The 17882-nt window shown below is 73.0% G+C and carries 15 protein-coding genes and 1 rRNA gene; 3 read left to right on the top strand and 13 right to left on the bottom strand.

Annotation, left to right across the window (positions count from 1 at the left end; all coding sequences use genetic code 11):
• Positions 1-44: 44 nt before the first annotated feature.
• The 8 genes from murJ to HHX31_RS05275 form a co-directional block, all read right to left on the bottom strand.
• Entirely contained in the window at positions 45-1697 is a 1653-nt protein-coding gene (gene murJ, locus HHX31_RS05310; protein WP_169945673.1) for a murein biosynthesis integral membrane protein MurJ, read from the bottom strand.
• Between the two features lie 70 nt (positions 1698-1767).
• Complete coding sequence (locus tag HHX31_RS05305) at positions 1768-2727, bottom strand: hypothetical protein (RefSeq protein ID WP_311931599.1); 960 nt, start codon at positions 2725-2727, stop codon at positions 1768-1770.
• 40 nt (positions 2728-2767) lie between these two features.
• The gene (locus HHX31_RS05300; protein ID WP_169945671.1) at positions 2768-3745 is read right to left on the bottom strand and encodes a copper transporter; all 978 of its coding nucleotides are present in this window, start codon (positions 3743-3745) and stop codon (positions 2768-2770) included.
• Positions 3742-4938: a putative cytokinetic ring protein SteA gene (steA, locus tag HHX31_RS05295; RefSeq protein WP_169945669.1), complete on the bottom strand. Its 1197-nt coding sequence runs from the start codon at positions 4936-4938 to the stop codon at positions 3742-3744. Before steA ends, HHX31_RS05300 begins: the two co-directional genes overlap by 4 nt.
• A 379-nt stretch (positions 4939-5317) precedes the next feature.
• Positions 5318-7087 (bottom strand): DNA repair protein RecN, encoded by a 1770-nt coding sequence (recN, locus tag HHX31_RS05290; RefSeq protein WP_169945667.1) that lies wholly within the window; start codon positions 7085-7087, stop codon positions 5318-5320.
• A gap of 245 nt (positions 7088-7332) precedes the next feature.
• Positions 7333-8271 carry an NAD kinase gene (locus HHX31_RS05285; RefSeq protein ID WP_169945665.1) on the bottom strand — a complete coding sequence of 313 codons (939 nt, stop codon included), beginning with the start codon at positions 8269-8271 and terminating at the stop codon, positions 7333-7335.
• Between the two features lie 34 nt (positions 8272-8305).
• Entirely contained in the window at positions 8306-9115 is an 810-nt protein-coding gene (locus HHX31_RS05280; protein ID WP_169945663.1) for a TlyA family RNA methyltransferase, read from the bottom strand.
• Between the two features lie 67 nt (positions 9116-9182).
• Positions 9183-9416 carry a hypothetical protein gene (locus tag HHX31_RS05275; protein ID WP_169945661.1) on the bottom strand — a complete coding sequence of 78 codons (234 nt, stop codon included), beginning with the start codon at positions 9414-9416 and terminating at the stop codon, positions 9183-9185.
• A 421-nt stretch (positions 9417-9837) separates the two neighbouring features.
• On the opposite strand from HHX31_RS05275, the gene HHX31_RS05270 reads away from it, so the two are divergent.
• Entirely contained in the window at positions 9838-10185 is a 348-nt protein-coding gene (locus HHX31_RS05270) for an SCP2 sterol-binding domain-containing protein (protein ID WP_169945659.1), read from the top strand.
• Between the two features lie 117 nt (positions 10186-10302).
• Here the strand turns inward: HHX31_RS05270 and HHX31_RS05265 are convergent, their stop codons facing one another.
• Both HHX31_RS05265 and HHX31_RS05260 read right to left on the bottom strand, forming a co-directional pair.
• Positions 10303-11307, bottom strand: coding sequence for an HAD-IIA family hydrolase (locus HHX31_RS05265; RefSeq protein WP_169945657.1), 1005 nt, complete (start codon positions 11305-11307; stop codon positions 10303-10305).
• A 20-nt stretch (positions 11308-11327) separates the two neighbouring features.
• A complete protein-coding gene (locus HHX31_RS05260) occupies positions 11328-11759 on the bottom strand; it encodes a M48 family metallopeptidase (RefSeq protein ID WP_169945655.1) in 432 nt (143 codons plus the stop codon).
• A gap of 87 nt (positions 11760-11846) precedes the next feature.
• On the opposite strand from HHX31_RS05260, the gene HHX31_RS05255 reads away from it, so the two are divergent.
• Positions 11847-13073, top strand: a complete 1227-nt coding sequence (locus HHX31_RS05255; RefSeq protein ID WP_249345641.1) for a DUF1015 family protein — start codon at positions 11847-11849, stop codon at positions 13071-13073.
• On the opposite strand, the gene HHX31_RS05250 is transcribed toward HHX31_RS05255, so the two are convergent.
• Positions 13048-13632 (bottom strand): single-stranded DNA-binding protein, encoded by a 585-nt coding sequence (locus tag HHX31_RS05250; RefSeq protein WP_169945651.1) that lies wholly within the window; start codon positions 13630-13632, stop codon positions 13048-13050. The two genes, HHX31_RS05255 and HHX31_RS05250, sit on opposite strands and share 26 nt — an antisense overlap.
• A gap of 102 nt (positions 13633-13734) precedes the next feature.
• Between HHX31_RS05250 and HHX31_RS05245 the strand changes: the two genes are divergently transcribed.
• Positions 13735-14661, top strand: coding sequence for an MBL fold metallo-hydrolase (locus tag HHX31_RS05245; RefSeq protein ID WP_311931598.1), 927 nt, complete (start codon positions 13735-13737; stop codon positions 14659-14661).
• Positions 14662-14741: 80 nt separating this feature from the next.
• Here the strand turns inward: HHX31_RS05245 and HHX31_RS33540 are convergent, their stop codons facing one another.
• Positions 14742-16169, bottom strand: coding sequence for a hypothetical protein (locus HHX31_RS33540; RefSeq protein WP_249345640.1), 1428 nt, complete (start codon positions 16167-16169; stop codon positions 14742-14744).
• 1594 nt (positions 16170-17763) lie between these two features.
• Positions 17764-17880: ribosomal RNA gene (rrf, locus tag HHX31_RS05235) — 5S ribosomal RNA — on the bottom strand.
• Between the last annotated feature and the right edge of the window lie 2 nt (positions 17881-17882).

The following is a 17882-nucleotide window of genomic DNA, read 5'->3' as shown; positions in this document are numbered from 1 at the left end:
GCGCGACCCGGCGCCCCGCCGGCCGTCCTCGTCGACTGCCTCGTTCACACCGTCTCCTCGGCCGGCCGCTCCGCCGGGCTCGCGCCTCTTCTGCGCCTGACCCCGGACAGGACGGCGGCCAGATCCCCGCGGTCCACCAGCGCGGCCACGACGAGCCCCGCGACCACGGCCGTCAGACCGGCCAGAGCGGCCGTCAGGAGACCGCCCCACGGCCCCTCCCCCGCCACTGGCAGCCGGGCCGCCGCCGCGCCCGCGAGGAAGCCCGCGCCCCCGCCGAGCAGGGCCGCGAGACCCGCCCGCGCGACGCCGTGGACGGCCCGCGCCCCCCGTGCCCGCACGACCGAGGCCAGCAGCAGCGCGGCCCCCACCGTCATGCCGGCCGCCTGGCCGAGCGCGAGCCCGCCCAGACCCCAGCCGTCCGGCAGCACCAGGACGAACGCCACCTGGGCCACGGCCACGACAAGCCAGCCGGCGACCTGGCCCCTGGCCGCCGCCCTGCCGCGCCCGTCGGCGTACAGCACCCGGCTGAGGTGCGCCACCAGGCCGTAGCCGATCAGCCCCGGCGCGAACAACGCGATCCCCCTGGCGAACTCGGCCGCCGCGACCTCGGTGTCGGCCTGGGCGAGGAAGACCTGCGCGACCGGCGCCGCGATGGCGGCGAGCGCGCCCGCGGCCAGGCCGCAGACCAGCACGACCGCGCGGGTCGTCCGCGCCGCCAGCGCCGCGAAGCCCTCGCTCCCGCCCTGGGCGAGCGCGGCGAGCGCCGGGAACGCGCTGGTCGCGATGGGCACCGCGAGCACGGCGTACGGCACCTGGTAGATCGCCCAGGCGTAGTTGTACGCGGGCAGCGCGCCCCCGCCGACGCTGTTGGCCACGGGGATCAGGATCGCCGCGGCGGCCTGCTGGGCGACCAGCGCGCTCAGCCCGGCCAGGGCCAGCCGCCGCACCTGTACGGCGACGCCGTCGGGGAAGCGGAGCGTGGGCCGCCACCGCAGGCCGAGCCGCTTCGTGGGCCAGGCCACCGTGACGACCAGGGCCAGCACCCCGAGGGTGGTGCCCACCGACAGCGCGGCCTCGGCCGGTCCCGGCACCGTCGCGGGGTCCTTGTGGCCGCCGCTGAGCGGTCCGAAGGCCAGGTACGCGACGACGACCACCACGCTCGACACCAGCGGCGCCAGCGCCGGCCCGGAGAATCGGCGATGGGCCTGCAGCACGCCGTAGAGCACCACGGCCATGCCGTACAACGGGATCTGCGGCGCGAAGACGACCAGCATGCGCGCGGCCACGGCGGCGACCTGACCGGTGTCGCAGCCGCCCAGCCGGGAGCCGACGAGCAGGCCGGCCACGGGCGCCGCGACCAGCGTGGTCAGCACCGCGAGCGGCACCAGCAGCACCAGCACCCAGGTCATCAGCGCGGAGGCGATCCGGCCGATCTCCTCGCGCCCCCCGCCGTCCGATCTGGCGGCGGCGCCCGCGAGCACCGGGACGACCATGCCGGCGAGCGCGCCGCCCACCACGACCTCGAAGACGATGTTCGGCACGTTGTTGGCCGTGTAGTAGGCGCTGGCCAGGCAGTTCGTGCCGACCGCGCGGGCGAACGCCAGTTGCTTGGCGAAGCCGGTCACCCGAGCCAGGACCGTGATGACCCCGATGAGGACCGCCGCCCCGGCGATGCCCGCCCCGAGCCGCCTAACCATGCCGCCTATCCATGCCGCTTAACCATGCAGTTCATCCATGGCGGTGCCGTACGCCCCATGGTCGTCCAGGTCACGCGCGCGGCGCCGACGTGCCGGGGGCGGGCCGCGGAGCGCGGCGGCCCAGCATGTCGACCCGGTTGAGCACCGGGTTTCCCGCGATGACCTTGGTGAAGCTGACCTTCTCCGAGACGGCGGTGAGACCGGCGACGACACCGAGCGCGGCGATCCGGCCTGTCCGGCCGAGCCGGGCGGTCGCGGCCAGGCCGAGCAGCGCGCCGAGCGCGTTCGCCCCCGCGTCGCCGAGCATGGCCCGCTCGCCCAGGTCCTCGGGCAGCAGCGCCGCCGCCGCGCCCAGCGGAACGGCGGTCAGCGCGGCCGCCTGGCGGGAGCGCGGGCCGTACGGCGCCGCGATCGAAGCGGCCAGCAGGGGCGCCCCGGCGAGCAGCCCCACCTTGATCGCGCGGCCGGGCCGCAGGTCGAACAGGTTGGCCAGGTTGGCGCTGCCGGCGATCAGCGCGCCGTCGACGAGCGTGTCGAGGGACCGCGTCACCACGCCCCGGCCGTCGCCCCGGCCGTCGCGCGGGGCGAGCGCCGCCGCGGCGAGCCCGGTCGCGCCGATGCCGAGGATCTTGACCGCGCCGCTGGTCACCTCCCCGCGCGCGAGCGCGGCCAGGTGGCCCTTGAACCCCTTCGACGAGGTCGAGCCGAACAGGTCGTCGTAGGCGCCGAGGACGCCGCTGCCCGCACCGGCGAGCACGGCCGCCGCGCGGGCTCGTACGGACAGGCCTGGGGCGAGCGCGGACGCGGCGACCGCGCCCGCGGCGAACGCGGGACCCTCCAGCAGCGTGACCGGCTCCCCCCGGTGGTTGACCCGGGTCCAGTACTCGTCCGCGGTCTTCTCGTCACCGATCGGGGGACGGCGCCGGAACGCGGCGAAGGCGGCACGCGCGGCGGCCGCGCCGAGCGCGGCGCCCACGGCGGCCCCGAGCGCCGCGGCGGCGCGGGTGCCGGCCTGGGAACGTGTGGCCACGGCTGTTGCCCTTCTCTCCGTTGGTGTGCCGCCCGGCGGCTCAGCCCCGGCTCGCCGCCGGGGTGGGGGTCTCACTGGGCTCGGTCACCGCGGGCTCGAACGCCGTCGCGCCGCTGCCGATGCCGTACGCGCCGGAACGGCCGGTCAGTTGCTCCCGCAGAGCGTAGACCACGACGACGCGACCCGCCGCGAAATCGACGGTGTCGACCGTCGAGACGGCGGAGGCCACCCGGCCGGTGTCGTGCAGGGCCGCGATGACCCCGCCCGCGCCGGAGGCGGTGACGGTGCCCGCGAGGACGGTGCCGAGGGCGCCGCCGTCGAGCCCGGCCGCCACCGCGACGATCGCGTCCGTCTGCCGGCCCGCGTCCTCCCCCTCGTACGGCTGGGACGGCGCGAGCACGACGGCCATCGTGGCGCGCTGCTCCGGGTCGCCGTTCAGGGTCAGGAAGTCGCCGGCCTGGAACGCCTCCAGCACACCGGTCGCCGCGGGATTGGCCTGGCCCGCCTGCGCGCGGTCGTTGGTCACGATCGCGCCGGCGAGTATCGCCGCCGCCTTGTCGTACGGCGTCGCCTCGTCGGGGAAGACGGTGCCGGCGGCGGCGAGGTTGGTGGCCAGCCCGTCCACCACGTTCGCCTGCTCGGGGTCGATGAACTTGTCGGTCAGGCTGATCCTGCCGCTGTAGACGGCGCCCGCGCTCGTCAGGAGCCGCTCCATCGGGTCGCGCAGCGCGGCCGACGCGCCCGGCGCCTCGACGAGCACGACCCGCTCCCCCGCGAGCTGACCGCGCACGAGCTCGGGCAGGTGGGTGGTGACCAGCGAGTCGCCGCCCTCCCCGCGCCTCTGCAGGTCCGAGATCTGCGTCAGGTACTTCTCGTTGGCCTGCCGCAGTGACGCGGTCATCTCCTCGGCCGACTTGAAGAACGTGGGCTCCAGCACGGTGCTGCCCAGCACGATGCCGACCGTGAGCGCGAGGAAGATCGCCACGATCGAGACGAGGTGATAACGGAAATCGATCACGAGAAAAGTCCGACCAGCCAGAAGATGAAGCCGTTCCAGGCCACGCGCAGGCCGTTCAGCCACACCTGGCCGATCGGCGACACCGAGAGCACGACGCCGATCGTGACCAGCGTGGTGGCCACGAGCAGCATGAGGGAGGGCGCGGAGATCCGGCTGCGGTAGAGCCTGCTCACGCCCTTGGCGTCCACGAGCTTGCTGCCCACCCGCAGGCGGGTGAGGAACGTGCTCGCCGCGCCCGACCTGCCCTTGTCCAGGAACTCGTCGAGCGTCCAGTGGGTGCCGACCGCGACGATCAGCGTGGCGCCCTTGTCGTCGGCGAGGAGCATGGCGATGTCCTCGCTCGTCCCGGTCGCGGGGAACACGACCGCCTCCTGACCGAGCTTGCGCACCCGCTCCAGCCCCGGCGCCCGCCCGTCGCGGTAGGCGTGGACGACCAGTTCGGCGCCGCAGCACAGCGCCTTCTCCGAGACGGAGTCGAAGTCGCCCACGATGATGTCGGGCGCGTACCCCGCGTCGAGCAGCGCGTCCGCCCCGCCGTCGACGCCGATCAGCACCGGGCGGTACTCCCGGATGTACGGCCGCAGCGTGGCGATGTCCTCCTTGTAGTGGTAACCCCGCACCACGATGAGGGCGTGGCGGTTCTCCAGGGAGGTGCGGATGTCGGGCACGCCGACCCCGTCGATCAGAAGGTCACGCTCGCGGCGCACGTACTCCATCGTGTTCGCGGCGAACGCCTCGATCTGGACGGCCAGGCCCGCGCGGGCCTCGGTCATCGCCGCCTCGACGCTCTCGGCGGTCTGGCACTGGCCCTTGCCGATCAGTTCCTCGCCGAGGTAGACCATGCCCTCGTGGACGCGGATCACGTCGCCGTCCGCGATCCGCTCGAACAGTTCCGGCGACGCGTTGTCGATCAGGGGAATGCCCGCGTCGATCAGGATCTGCGGCCCGAGGTTGGGGTAACGGCCGCTGATGCTCGCGGCGACGTTGACCACGGCGGCCGCGCCGCACGCGACGAGAGCCTCCCCGCTGACCCGGTCGACGTCAACGTGATCGATAATCGCGATTTCCCCGGCCTTGAGGCGCTTGGTCAGCCTCTTCGTCCGCCTGTCGATTCTCGCCACTGCCGTCACCCCGGGAAGGCCGTCGGCCTTCCTGCGGCGGAGGCCCAGAACATACAAGCTCGGGACCTTCATCATGACCATCCTGCCAGAGGCGGCGACCGCCACGCTTCCACACCCCACGGCTCGCCTGATTTCTCACCGCAAGTCAGAGATGTTGCCGAAGTACGCCGGCCAGGGCGGCCGGGGCCGGCACACACCATCAGTGAGGACGTCCGACCCCCGTTTCCTCGCCCCCTCGTCGCCGGGGCTTGACTGCTTCCCGGCATGCCCCACTCCAAACGTCACCCCCGTGCTCGTCCCGCCGAGTGTACGCGCCCGGCAGGTCGGGCCGGCCTCCATTCACAGGCGGCCGGCCTGCCCGGCCGTGAGCCGGTCCGGGACACTCCGCCCGCCGTCCGGCCATGAGCCGGCAAACCGCGGCACGCTCAGCCGGCCTCTCGGGCCCTGGCGCTCAGCCCTGGCCGCGGCGGCCCTGGCGCGTGGACCCGCCCGAGGATCCCTTCCTCCATGCGGCCTTGTCCGCGGCGGCGATCGACAGCAGTTCGGCCGCGTGGGCCCGGCCGAGTTCCGAGTCCTCCAGACCGGCGAGCATCCGCGACAGCTCCCGCTCGCGGCCCTCCTGGTCGAGCGTCACGACGCCGCTGCGGACCACCCTGCCGTCGCTCGCCTTCTCGACCACGAGGTGCTGGTCGGCGAAGGCCGCCACCTGCGGCAGGTGGGTGACCACGATGACCTGCGCGGTCCTCGCGAGTTTGGCCAGCCGCCTGCCGATCTCCACGGCCGCCTTGCCGCCCACACCAGCGTCGACCTCGTCGAACACGAACGTCGGCACGGGGTCCGCGCCGGCGAAGACCACCTCGATGGCGAGCATCACCCGGCTCAGCTCGCCCCCCGAGGCGCCCTTGGTCAACGGCAGCGGGGGCGCGCCGGGATGCGAGGCCAGCCGGAGCTCGACCTCGTCCACACCGTGCGGGCCGAAGCCCTCCGCCGCGGTGATCGCCACACTCACCCGGGCGTGCGGCATGGCTAGCGCGGTCAGCTCCTCGGTCACGGCCCGGCCGAACCGCTCGGCCGCCGCGGTCCGGATCGCGGTCAGCTCACCGGCCAGCTCGCCCACCCGCTCGGCGAGCTCGCCGTGCTCCCGCGTCAGCTCCTCGATGCGCTCGTCGTCGCCGTCGAGCTCCGTCAGCCTTTCGGCGGCCCGCTGCGCCCAGGCGAGGACGGCCGAGACGTCCTCGCCGTACTTGCGCATGAGCCCGTTGAGCGCCGCCCTGCGCTCCTGCACCGCCGCGAGCCGCGCCGGGTCGGCCTCGACCGACTCGGCGTACGCCGCAAGCTCGGTCGCCACGTCGGAGACCAGGTATCCGGCCTCGGCCAGGCGGTCGGCCAGCCCGGCGAGCGCGGGATCGAAGTCGCGCACCGACTCCACGGCCGCCTTGGCGTGGCCGAGCAGCGACACGGCGTCCTGCACGTCCTGCCCGCCCGCCATCGGATCCCCGAGCAGCGCCGTGTGCGCGGTCGTGGCGGCGGTGCGCAGCGCGTCGGCGTGGGAGAGCCGCTCGGCCTCCTCCTTCAGCTCGGCGTCCTCACCCGGCCTCGGCTCCAGTTTCTCGATCTCCTCAAGGCCGAACCGCAGCACGTCGGCCTCCTGCGTCCGCTCCCTGGCCTTGACGGTCAGCTCGTGGAGCAGCTCGCCCACCTGCTTGTGCCGCTTGTAGGCCTGCTCGTAGGCGCGCAGGGGTTTGACCAGTTCGTCGCCGGCGTAGCGGTCGAGCGCCGCGCGCTGCCTGCCGGGCTGCAGCAGTCGCTGCTGGTCCATCTGGCCGTGCACGGCCACGAGGTCGTCGGCGATGTACGTCAGGGTGCCCACCGGAACGGCACGGCCGCCCAGCCAGGCGCGGGAGCGGCCCTCGGCGGAGACCGACCGGGAGATGATGAGCTGCCCGTCCTCGACCTCGCCGCCGACGTCGGCGACCTGCTGCGCCACGCGGCCCTCCGGCTCGACGACGAGCGTGCCCTCGATCGTGGCCCTGTCGGCGCCCGGCCGGACCCTGGCCGGGTCGGCCCGCCCTCCGAACAGGAGGCCGAGGCCGGTGACGACCATCGTCTTGCCGGCTCCCGTCTCACCCGTGACGACGGTGAATCCCGGTGACAGCTCCAGGATGGCTTCGTCGATCACGCCGAGCCCCTGGATGCGGACCTCCTCGACCCGTGGCCGCACTGGTCCCTCCCGTTTTGCCGACCGAACTCGCCAGAGATCCTACGCGTAACTCGTCAAGATTTTCGAGGACGGCGGTATCGGCCCGCGACCCGAATGAGAATCTGTGGACACGAACGCCCTGCTCATCCGGCATATCACCACCAACCGCCACACCTGCTGTGGACGGCGGCTGTCTCCGCGGTCCCTTCCTGGACCCTCCGGATCTCTCCCTGGTCCCTCCGTGGCCCTTCGCGGCCCCTTCGCGGTCAGCCGGAGCGCACCCGGCCCCGCCAGCCCTGCACCGGCAGCCCGAACTTCGCCACCAGACGGTCGGTGAAGGGCGCCCCGGTGGCCTCTACGCCGAGCAGGCGGGCCAGCCGCACCGGCACCTCGCCCTTGCGTACCTCCACGCGGGCCCCCGGCGGGATGTCGAAGCGTCGGCGCCCGTCGCACCACAGCACCCCGGCGCTGGTGTCGGGGAGGATCTCCAGCGCGAGCGTGGACTCCGGCGACACGACCATCGGCCGGGCGAACAGCGCGTGGGCGCTGTTGGGCACGAGGAGCAGCGCCTCCACCTCGGGCCAGACGACCGGGCCGCCCGCCGAGAACGCGTACGCCGTCGACCCTGTGGGGGTCGCGCAGATCACGCCGTCGCACCCCCAGCGCGACAGGGGGCGGCCGTCGATCTCCGCCACGACCTCCAGCATGCGGTCCTTCTTCTCGACCGACGCCTCGTTGAGCGCCCAGGTCCGCGCGAGCACCGAGCCGTTGAGGCGCACGACGACCTCGACCGTCATGCGCTTCTCGACCTCGTAGCCGCCCTCGACCACCCGGTCCACCACCGACGCCAGGTCCTCCACCTCCGCCTCGGCCAGGAAGCCCACATGGCCCAGGTTCACGCCGAGCAGCGGCACGGCGGCCGGGCGGGCCAGCTCGGCGGCGCGCAGCAGCGTGCCGTCACCGCCCAGGACGATGATCAGCTCGGCGCCCTCCAGCGCCGCCTCGTTCTCCGGGACGACCTCCGCGTGGACGCGGCCGAGCTCCTCGGCCTCCTCGTCGAGCACCCGGACGTTGATGCCCGCCTCGATCAGCCGTTCCACGACCAGGCGGGCGCTGCGGACGGCTGCCTCCCGGCCCGTGTGCGCCGTCACCAGGACGGTCCTCTTGGCGTCCGCCCGGTCGCCCGCCACGCTGCCCGTGCTCATCGCGTTCATCGTCTCCACGCCTCGCCGCCCGCTCTCACCGGGGTCCCTCCGCTATCGCCGTGTCGACGGCGGCGTCCACGTCGGGCACCGGCTCGTGTCCCGGTCCCTTCCCGAGCCACAGCACGTACTCCACGTTTCCGGACGGTCCGGGCAACGGACTCGCCGTCACTCCCTTGACCGTCAGGCCCAGCGAGCGCGCCGACGCCGCGACGTCCCGCACCGCCTGCGCCCGCAGGGCCGGGTCGCGCACGACGCCTCCCTGCCCCACGCGCTCCTTGCCGACCTCGAACTGCGGCTTGACCAGCATCGCGAACTCCGCCACCTCGGCCGCGCAGCCCACCAGGGCCGGCAGGACGAGCCGGAGCGAGATGAAGGAGAGATCCCCGACGATCAGCGTCGGCGGCTCGCCCACCATCTCCGGGGTCAGGTCGCGGACGTTGACCCGCTCCATCACCGTGACCCGCTCGTCGGTGCGCAGCGACCAGGCGAGCTGGCCGTACCCCACGTCGACCGCGAGCACATGCGCGGCGCCGCACCTCAGCAGCACGTCGGTGAAGCCGCCGGTCGATGCTCCCGCGTCGAGGCATCGGCGGCCCTCCACCCGCAGCCCGGTGAACGCCCGCAGCGCGCCGAGCAGCTTGTGGGCGCCCCTCGACACATAATCGGGCCCGTCCGCCGCCTCTGCGATCACGATGGGGGCGGCGGTGTCCACCTGGGTGGCCGCCTTGCCCGCCACCCTGCCGCTCACACTTACCCGGCCCGCCTCGATGAGCTGGACCGCCTGCTCCCTGGAACGGGCGAGCCCGCGGCGCACGAGCTCGCTGTCCAGCCGGACGCGCTTCATCGGACCCGCCCCGCCGCGGCGTCCCGCGCCGGGCGTTCGCGGCGCCCGCCGTCCGCTCTCGTGGTGCTCACCGGTCGCTCTCTCCGCCGTTCTTCCCGTCGCCGCCGGCTCCCGCCTGCGGCCCGCCGGCGTCCTCCACGGAGGCGAGCACCGTTTCGAGGCCGGCCAGGACCTGCTCGAAGACGCCGACGTGCTCCGGCACCGGCGCGTGAGCCAGCCGTGCGAGAGGAGACAGAGCGGCCTGCACCCCGTCGGCGCCCGAGGCGAGATGTTCGCCGGCCGCGATACCGCTGTCCGTCATGGTCCCTTCCTGCTGCGCTGCCCCGTCATGACCCCCGCGCGGCATGCCATCCGCGCCGGAGCCCGCGGCCCGTGCTCTCGCCGGACCGGGCCCCGGACGTGCCGTACGGCGCACGCGGCCCACGCCGCGGCGGATCCTCGTACGGCCCCGCTGCGGCGCTGGTCGCATCGACGCTATCGGACGCCACCGACGATCGTGCGCCATCCGCCCGTTCGGCGGGGACCGGCCGGGGCCGTACCTCGCCTTTCTCGCCTCGTGGCGGCCGCCATTCCAGGTAACGGCGCGGATTTCGCGCAGTCCCGCCGTGGAAAGCTACTGTCGGTAGATGGAGGGAAGTCACATCGTCGACCGGTGATCCGCGCACGGCACGAGGAGCCGCGGTTCACGAGGAGACACGGTCCGCGGAGAGAGAGGCAGGCGCATGGCGACCGTCGAGGAATGCCGGGCGGCGCTGGACAAGCTCGTCGAGCAGTTCGACGAGATCAGCGAGAAAGACCGTGCCAAGCACGTGGTCGAACGCCGGCTCGCCTGCCGGATCTCCGATCTCGGCGTGACGTTCTACGGCCGCGTCCACCAGGACGGTCTCGACCCCTTCAAAGAGGTGCCCCCGGAGGACGGGCGGCCCGCCGAGGTCAAGCTGACGCTCGGGAGCGAGGACCTGGTCTCGATGGTGAACGGCGAACTCGACATGGGCCGCGCGCTGCTGAGCGGCCGGGTCAAGATCGACGCCAGCCTCGGCGACCTGCTGCGCCTGCGCAAACTCCTCTGACCCCTCCCCTGCTTCCCGGCCGAGCGGGGCTCGGACCGCGCGTCCCGTGCCGGCGGCCGGGCACGGCCGCCGGCCTGGACACCCGTCAGAGGCCGAGCGACTCAGAGGCCGAGCGACTCAGAGGCCGAGCGATGCCGGCGCGGCCTTGACCGCGTCCTCGTCCGCCTGGCCGTCCCCCGCGGCCTCCCAGGTGGCGGCGCACGCCGCGCGCAGCCCATCGACCGGGTCGCCTTCCCCGGTGAGCACGAGCTTCCCGTCCTGCCACGCGGCCGTCCAGCCGCCGCAGGTCCAGCCGCCCAGGCCCGGCCGTACGGGGACCACGGGCGCGTGCAGGCCGGACAGGTCGGCGGCTATGTGGGTGGGCCGGTGCCGGGGCGCGGCGGTGAGCACGTCGAGAGGTCCGGCGACGCCGGTCAGCACGAGCAGGCTGTCGACACCGGCCCGGGTGGCGCCCTCGATGTCGGTGTCGAGCCGGTCGCCCACGATCAGTGGCCGCTCGGCGCGGGTCCGGATCATCGACTCGCGGTGCAGCGGCGGCTCCGGTTTGCCCGCGACGACGGGTTCGACTCCCGCGGCGGTGGCGATCACGCGGCTCATCGCCCCGTTTCCTGGCTGTTCGCCCCGGCCCGTCGGCATGGTCGTGTCACCGTTGGCCGCGACGAACCACGCTCCCCGGCGCACGGCGAGCGCGCCTTCGGACAGCAGCCCATAGGACAGGTTCTCGGCGATGCCCTGCACCACGGCGGCGGGATCGTCCATGGCCGTCGTGACAGGACGCAGGCCGTGCTCGCGCAACGCCATCCGCAGGCCCATGCCGCCCACCACCAGGACCGCGGAGCCCGCCGGCACGCGCTCCGCGACCAGCCGGGCCGCCGCCTGGGCGGATGTGACCACATCCGCCGGAGCGGCGGGAACGCCCAACTGGCTGAGGTGCTGGGCGATCGCCCCCGGTGTGCGGGACGCGTTGTTCGTCACGTACGCGAGCCGCACACCCAGGTCCCGGGCCTTCACCAGCGCCTCCGGCGCACCGGGGACCGCCTGTTTCCCGAGATAGACGACACCGTCGAGGTCGAGCAGCAACGTGTCGTAGGCGTCCACGAGAGCGCCGGTGTTTTCTGACATGGCGGAAGTATCGCCTACGGTCACGCACGCCTCGCCCGTAGCGTGGCCCGCACCTGCTTCAGCGCGGACACGTAGTGACGGAGGTCGGGGCGCATCGCCACGGCCACCGCGAGGGGTTCCTGCGCTCCTTCGAGGTCTCCGCTGCGCCACAGCGACAGGCCAAGACCGAAGTAGGCGTAGTCCTCGGCGGGATTGGCGTCGACGATCCAGCGGAAACTGCCCGCCGCCTCGTCGTACCGCTTGGAGTTGAACTGGGCACGGGCGAGCCCCTCGCGAATGCTCCGAGAGTCGGGCTCGGCCCGTGCGGCGTGCTCCAGAATCGCCGCGGCCGCGGCCGGGCTGCCCTCTTCGAGAAGTCTCATGCCGCGCTGGAACCACTCGTAGACGCCACCGGTGGGCGTGCCGCCCGGATCATTGGAAGAAGCAGAGGCCTCGTTTCGACCTTCGATCATCGGGTAAGCCCTCCTGCACTCCGATTTCGCAAGCAACCGAGCACCGCAGCGTCGGGGATTCCGGGCACTTATGGCAACATGCCCGGTATGGAGAGTTCTGAACGGGCGGGACTGGTGCTACGTCCGTTCCACGGCGTCCGTTACGCGGTGGACAACATGGCCGCTGTCACCTCCCCGCCGTACGACCTCATCTCCCCTGAGGAACTGCGGGAATTGCTCAGTCGTCATCCGAACAACGTGGCGCGCCTGATCCTTCCCGGGGTCAGCCACTACGGCGAGGCGAGCGCCGCGCTGAGCGAGTGGCTCGCCGAGGGAGTGCTCGCGGTCGACTCCCTGCCCGGCCTCTACGTGTACGAGCAGAGCGGGGTCGGTTTCCTGCAGCGGGGCCTGATCGGCGGCGTGGGAATCGGGTCGTCCTCGATCCTTCCGCACGAGAACGTGCTGCCGGAGCCCGTCGCCGACCGGCTCGCGTTGATGCGGGCCACCCAGGCCAACTTCGAGCCGATCTTCCTGGTGTACGAAGGCGGCGGCACCGCCTCCCGGCTCGTCGACGACGTGGCGACGCAACGATTCCCCCTGATGGACGTCCGGACCCGTGAGGGCGTGCACCACCGGCTCTGGGCGGTGACCGATCCCCACGAGATCGACGCCGTGGCGGAGGACCTGCGTGATCGCCAGGCGCTCATCGCCGACGGCCACCACCGTTACGCCACCTACGAGGCGCTGCAGAAGGACCACGTCGGCCCCGGCCCCTGGGACTACGGCCTGGCGTACCTGGTGGATTCGACGGTCTACCCGCCCGACCTCAAGGCCATCCACCGGGTCATCCCCGGGCTGCCCCTGCAGGAGGCCGCCGCCAGGGCCAAGGGTGCCTGGCAGGTGCACGAGTTCGCCCTGATCGAGGAGGCGCTCGAGGGCCTCGCCACGGCAGCGGGCCCCGCCTTCGTGCTCGCCGGCGACGGCCCCGCGCACCTGCTGACGGACCCGGACCCGCTCCAGGTCGAACACGCCATGCCGTCCGGATGGTCCGCGCGGTGGCGAACGCTGGACACCTCGATTCTCACGGCGTTCCTCCTACCCAGGGTGTGGGGAATCGTCGACAGCGAGCAGTCGGTGATGGTCGTGCACCACGACGCGCTCGCCGCCGTGGAAAGGGCGCGGCGGCTGGGTGGAACAGCGGTGCTGCTGAACCCGCTGTCCACGGAGGACGTCCTCGCGGTCGCGGCGCAGGGTGAGCGGGTGCCGCGCAAGTCGACCTCGTTCGGCCCCAAGCCCAGGACCGGTCTGGTCATGCGGACCTTCGCCACCGACTGACTGCCGTCTCACCGGCGGCCTCCGGCGAGCCGGCGACGTCCTGATCGCGGGACGCGGCGCCGGCTTCGTCGCTCGCGGAAGCCTCCCGGGTGTCAGGGACCTCAAGCACCTCGACCGGCCCGGTCTCGGGGAGCGCAGCCGCGGCATGCCCGGCGTGAGCGGTCTTAGCGGAGTCGTCCCCGATGGCGGAGTCGTCCCCGGAGGCGGCGTCATCCGTACGGTGCGCCCTGCCGCGCCGCCTTCCTGCGGGCACGGCGGCCGGTTCGACGCGAACCGCCCTGCGTACCTCGACCTCGTAGCGGCTGCCGCCGCGCCACCACCGGCGGCGCAGCGCCCCTTCCACCTCGACCAGATCATCGAGCCGCCACTCGGCCAGCATGTCGCGCACCCCGTCGTCGAACGTCGCGCACTCGATCGCGTCGGACCGCTGGAAACCCGGACGGCCTCCCGGCCTGCGGACCGCGAGGCGCCACTGTGTGAGCAGGGCTCCGCTCGGCAGTTCCCGGTGCGCCGGCTCCATGGACAGCCGACCGGCCAGCGTCACCTCGTTGCGGTGCATGTGATCTCCTCTCCGCACGAAGACCACTGTGCGCGACCAGGTTGGGCCGGCGACTCCCTGAATGCCATTCTGTGGATACCGGTTCTAGTTACAGGAGTGGCTGTGGACAACGTGACTCCACTCGGCGGCGACGTCTACGAGATCGACACCCGGATGGCGGGCTATTCCGGCATCACCGCGGGCTACCTGATCCTCGGCGACCGTCCGTGCCTGGTAGAGACGGGCACCTCGACCTCGGCTCCCGTGGTCAGGGACGCCCTGTCGTCTCTCGGAGTGGGACCGGACGATCTCGCGACCGTCGTCGTCACCCACATCCATCTCGATCACGCAGGCGGTGTTGGAGACATCGCGAACTACTATCCGTCCGCGGAGATCGTCGTTCACGAGAAGGGCGCCCGCCATCTCGCCGACCCGTCCCGGCTCATGGCGAGCGCCAAGATGGTCTGGGGCGACAAGCTCGACGTGCTGTTCGGCACTCTCGCACCCACCGACGCGGCCCGCATCCGGGCCCTGGGCGACACCGGGACGATCGACCTGGGCAACGGCCGCACCCTGGCGAGCCACTACTCCCCCGGTCACGCCAAACACCACGTGGGCCTGCTGGACTCGCTCACAGGAGACCTCTACGTGGGCGACGCCGCCGGCGTGTACCTGCCCGAGACCGGAGATCTCCGGCCCGCCACGCCGCCGCCGGACTTCGACCTCGACGTCGCTCTCGACTCGATCGCGCTGTTCACGGCCCTGGCCCCGCAGCGGCTGCTCTTCAGCCACTACGGGCCCGTGGACGACGTGCCCACGACGCTCGAACGGTCCGCCGAAGAGCTCCGGCTCTGGGTCGACCTCACCAGGCGGGCCCGCGCCGAGGGCCTCGACCTCGACCACGCCGTCGCGATGGTGCGCGACCGCACACAGGAGCGGTACGCCGCGCTGCGCGCCGACGCCGCCACCGCCGAGCAGTTCGAGCTGCTGAGCGGTGCGCCGTCGAACGTCGCGGGGATCATGCACTGGCTGGACCGGACTCCCCGCTGACCTCCGGACCTCCGGGGCCGGGCCTTTCTCCAAGGGCAAAACAGAACGGGCGCCGCCACGGCGACGCCCGTTCCAACACCTCAGGACTGGTGCTTCACCCGATCCTCGGGCTCCTCCGGGTCGTCGAGCACGTCGCCGAAGTTCGGCTCGATGAACGCGGGGCCGAAGGACGGCGCGCTCTCCTTCACCGAAGCCTGGCTGGGGGCCTCCGCACCAGGCGCCTCAGTGGCCTGATTGGCCGCCTCAACGACCGGGGACGTCGCGGGCACGGGCGCCTCGCCGGCCGCCGGGCCGTCGTCGTCCGCGGCCTCAGCGCTCACGCCGTCGGCGGTGGGTTCACTCGCCGCCACAGCACCATCCTCCACCGGGCCGTCCTCCACCGCACCATCCTCCACCGGGCCGTCCTCCACCGCACCGTCCTCTGCCGGGCCATCCGCCGCCAGGCCGACTTCCGCGGGCTCGCTGCCCTGGACGACCTCGCCGGAGGACGCCTCAGCCTCGGGGAGGACGGTCTCGTCCGCCTCGGCCTGGACCTTCTCCCGGATAGCGTCGTCCTCGGGAAGGTCGTCGAGGATGTCGCCGCCCTCGATGCCGAACTCGTCGTCGTCCTCCTCGAGGTCCTCGATGAGCCCGCCGGTCAGCTCGGCGTATCGATCGGCCGCGTCGGTCTCGCCGTCCTCGTCGAACGCCATCGCGCGGGCGAACCAGTCGGTCGCCGCCTCCTCGTGGCCCGCGTCGGCCAGGGCGTCCGCGTACGCGAAAGCCAGCCGTGCCGACCATGGCCTGGGCTGAGGGTCGCGCAGCTCGGGCACCCGCTGGAGCGTGATGACAGCGGCATCGTGCTGACCGAGGTCACGACGGGCTCCCGACTCGACGATGGCCAGCTCGATCCGCCCTGCGCGGTCCAGCCGTTCGGCCTCGCGCGTCCGGACGAGGTCGAGTGCCCGCTCGGGCCGCCCGAGACCACGCTCGCAGTCCGCCATGATCGGCAGGAACTCGTCCGAGCCGGTCATCCGTCTGGCGGCGCGAAGGTCGCCGAGCGCCTCGGCGTACTGGCCCGCGTGGTAGGCGGCGATGCCGGTCGCCTCACGGACCACGCCGATCCTGCCCGCGAAGCGGCGGGCCACCTTGGCGTGCTCGTACGCCCTTTCCGGCTCCTCCGCGCTCAGCGCACGGGCGGCCGCCACGAGGTGGCTCGCCACGAGGTCCGCCAGGTCGTTCGGCAGCGAGCGGAGCTCCGCACGCGCCTCCCGGTCCAGCTCGTCGGGCGAGATGTCCGGCTCCAGCGGAGGAATCTCCTCGCGCGCCCTCGGCCTGCTCTGCTCGTCCGGCCGGCCGTAGCGGGTCCTGCTGCCGCCCCGATCGTCGCGGCTGAACGGACGCGGCGCACCGCGATCGCCTCCGTAGGACCTGGACTCGTCACGGTCCCTGCCGAAAGGACGGCCACCACGGTCACCGCCGGAATCGCGCCGCGGCCGGTCACCGGAACCCGGCGCACGCCCACGCAAAGTCCGTGCGCCTTCGTCGCGGCGGTCGCCGCCCGAAGGTCTGTCGTCGCGGTCACGGAAAGAGCCGCCGGGCCTGTCCCCCGACGTGCCGCGCGGCCTGTCGCGGAACGAGGAGTCCCGGTCGCGGTAGCGGTCACCGCCGCCCGCGCCCTGCCGGTCGGCGTAGGAGCGCCTCGGCCTGTCCTCGCCGCCCCTGGCGTCACGGTCGCCGAACTGACGCCGCGGCCGCTCCTCGCCTCCGAAGCCTCTGTCCGGGCGCCTGTCCTGGCCTCGATCCCCTCCTCGATCCGGACCCCGATCTCCGTAAGGAGCCCGGTCTCCGTAAGGACGCCGGGGACGGTCCGGGCGCTCGCCGCCCCTGCCACCCCTGTCGTCCCTGCCGTAGCCGCGCTCCTGGTCGGGACGTCGCGACGGGCGACTGCCGGAGCCCCCACGGTCGTCGCGCTCGTACCGAGGAGTGAAGGAGCGGCCCTCCCGGCTCGCTCCGCCTTCCCGGTTCTCGCGGCCGTCGCGCTCGCGGAAGCCGTAACGACCGCCGAAGCCGCCGCCCTGCCGCTGGGGCCGATCTCCGCCCCCGCCGCCTTCGCGCCGATCCGTACGGCGCTCCCCGTACGGCCGGCTGTCGCGATCGTCCGACCGGAACGGCCGACCGCCGCGGTCGTCGCGGTCCCGGAAGCCTCCCCGGCCGCGGGAGTCGTCACGGTCGGCATAAGAGCGGCTCGGCCGATCGGTCCGGGAGGCGTCCCTGTCCTGGTAGACGCGGTCCCGCCGCCCTTCGAAGCCGCCGGCGCCACGCGGCCTGTCGCCGCCGCGCTCGTTGCTCCGGCCCCAGTCGCGTTCGCGGTTGCCACCGCGATCGTCGGTACGGCCGCCCGCGCGATCCCCGCCACCGAAGGGACGCCGACCACGGTCATCGCGGTCACCGTAGCCGCCGCTCCTCGGACGATCCCCCTGGGAGCCGGACGTCCTGTCATCGCGGCCGCGTGCACCGAACCCACGTCCGGACGGACCGCCCTGGTCGCGGGAGCCGCGCCTGTCGGACTGGAACGGGCGGTCGCCGCGCTCTCCACGGTCGCTGCGGAAGCCTTCTCGCCGCTCTCCATAGCGACCGCCGAAGCCGCCGCTTCCTCCGTTGCCGCGGGATCCTCCGGGGCGCTCGCCCCGGTCTCTACGCTCTTCGCGGTTGTCTCCGCCACGGCCCGCGCCGTCGCGCCCGTCTTCTCTGTTCACTTCTGTCCTCTGTTGCTTGCTCACCGCGTCCGGTTCGCCGGCCGCAGGGCTCCGTCTTCCCGATGTCCTGACTATTGGGGCTCAACCCCATACCCGATGAGTTGCAGGGAAGACACGTTGTTTCGCCGCGGGTCCGCTGAGATCGCGTCCCCCGCAGCCTTCGTTTCTCGTCCGATGCGACGAAGGCCACCCGTGGGTGGCCCGGCCCATCCAGCCTAGCGCCCCATCGCCACCACCGGGGCCTCGGCGGGGGCTTTCACCTCCGCCCGGCACCCCTCGACTGGTGGTTGGGGGAGCACCACAGTCCCCGTAAACGCGTGAAGGCCACCCCAACCGGGATGGCCTCCACGTTATTCGAAAGATTGTCCGGCGGCGTCCTACTCTCCCACACCGTCCCCGGTGCAGTACCATCGGCGCTGGCAGGCTTAACTTCCGGGTTCGGAAAGTAACCGGGTGTTTCCCTACCGCTATAACCGCCGTAAC

The organism is Microbispora sp. H11081 (assembly GCF_012999535.1).
Classification (GTDB): Bacteria; Actinomycetota; Actinomycetes; order Streptosporangiales; family Streptosporangiaceae; genus Microbispora.
Note: the sequence above shows the minus strand (reverse complement) of the source record. Positions and strands in the feature narration are given on the sequence as shown.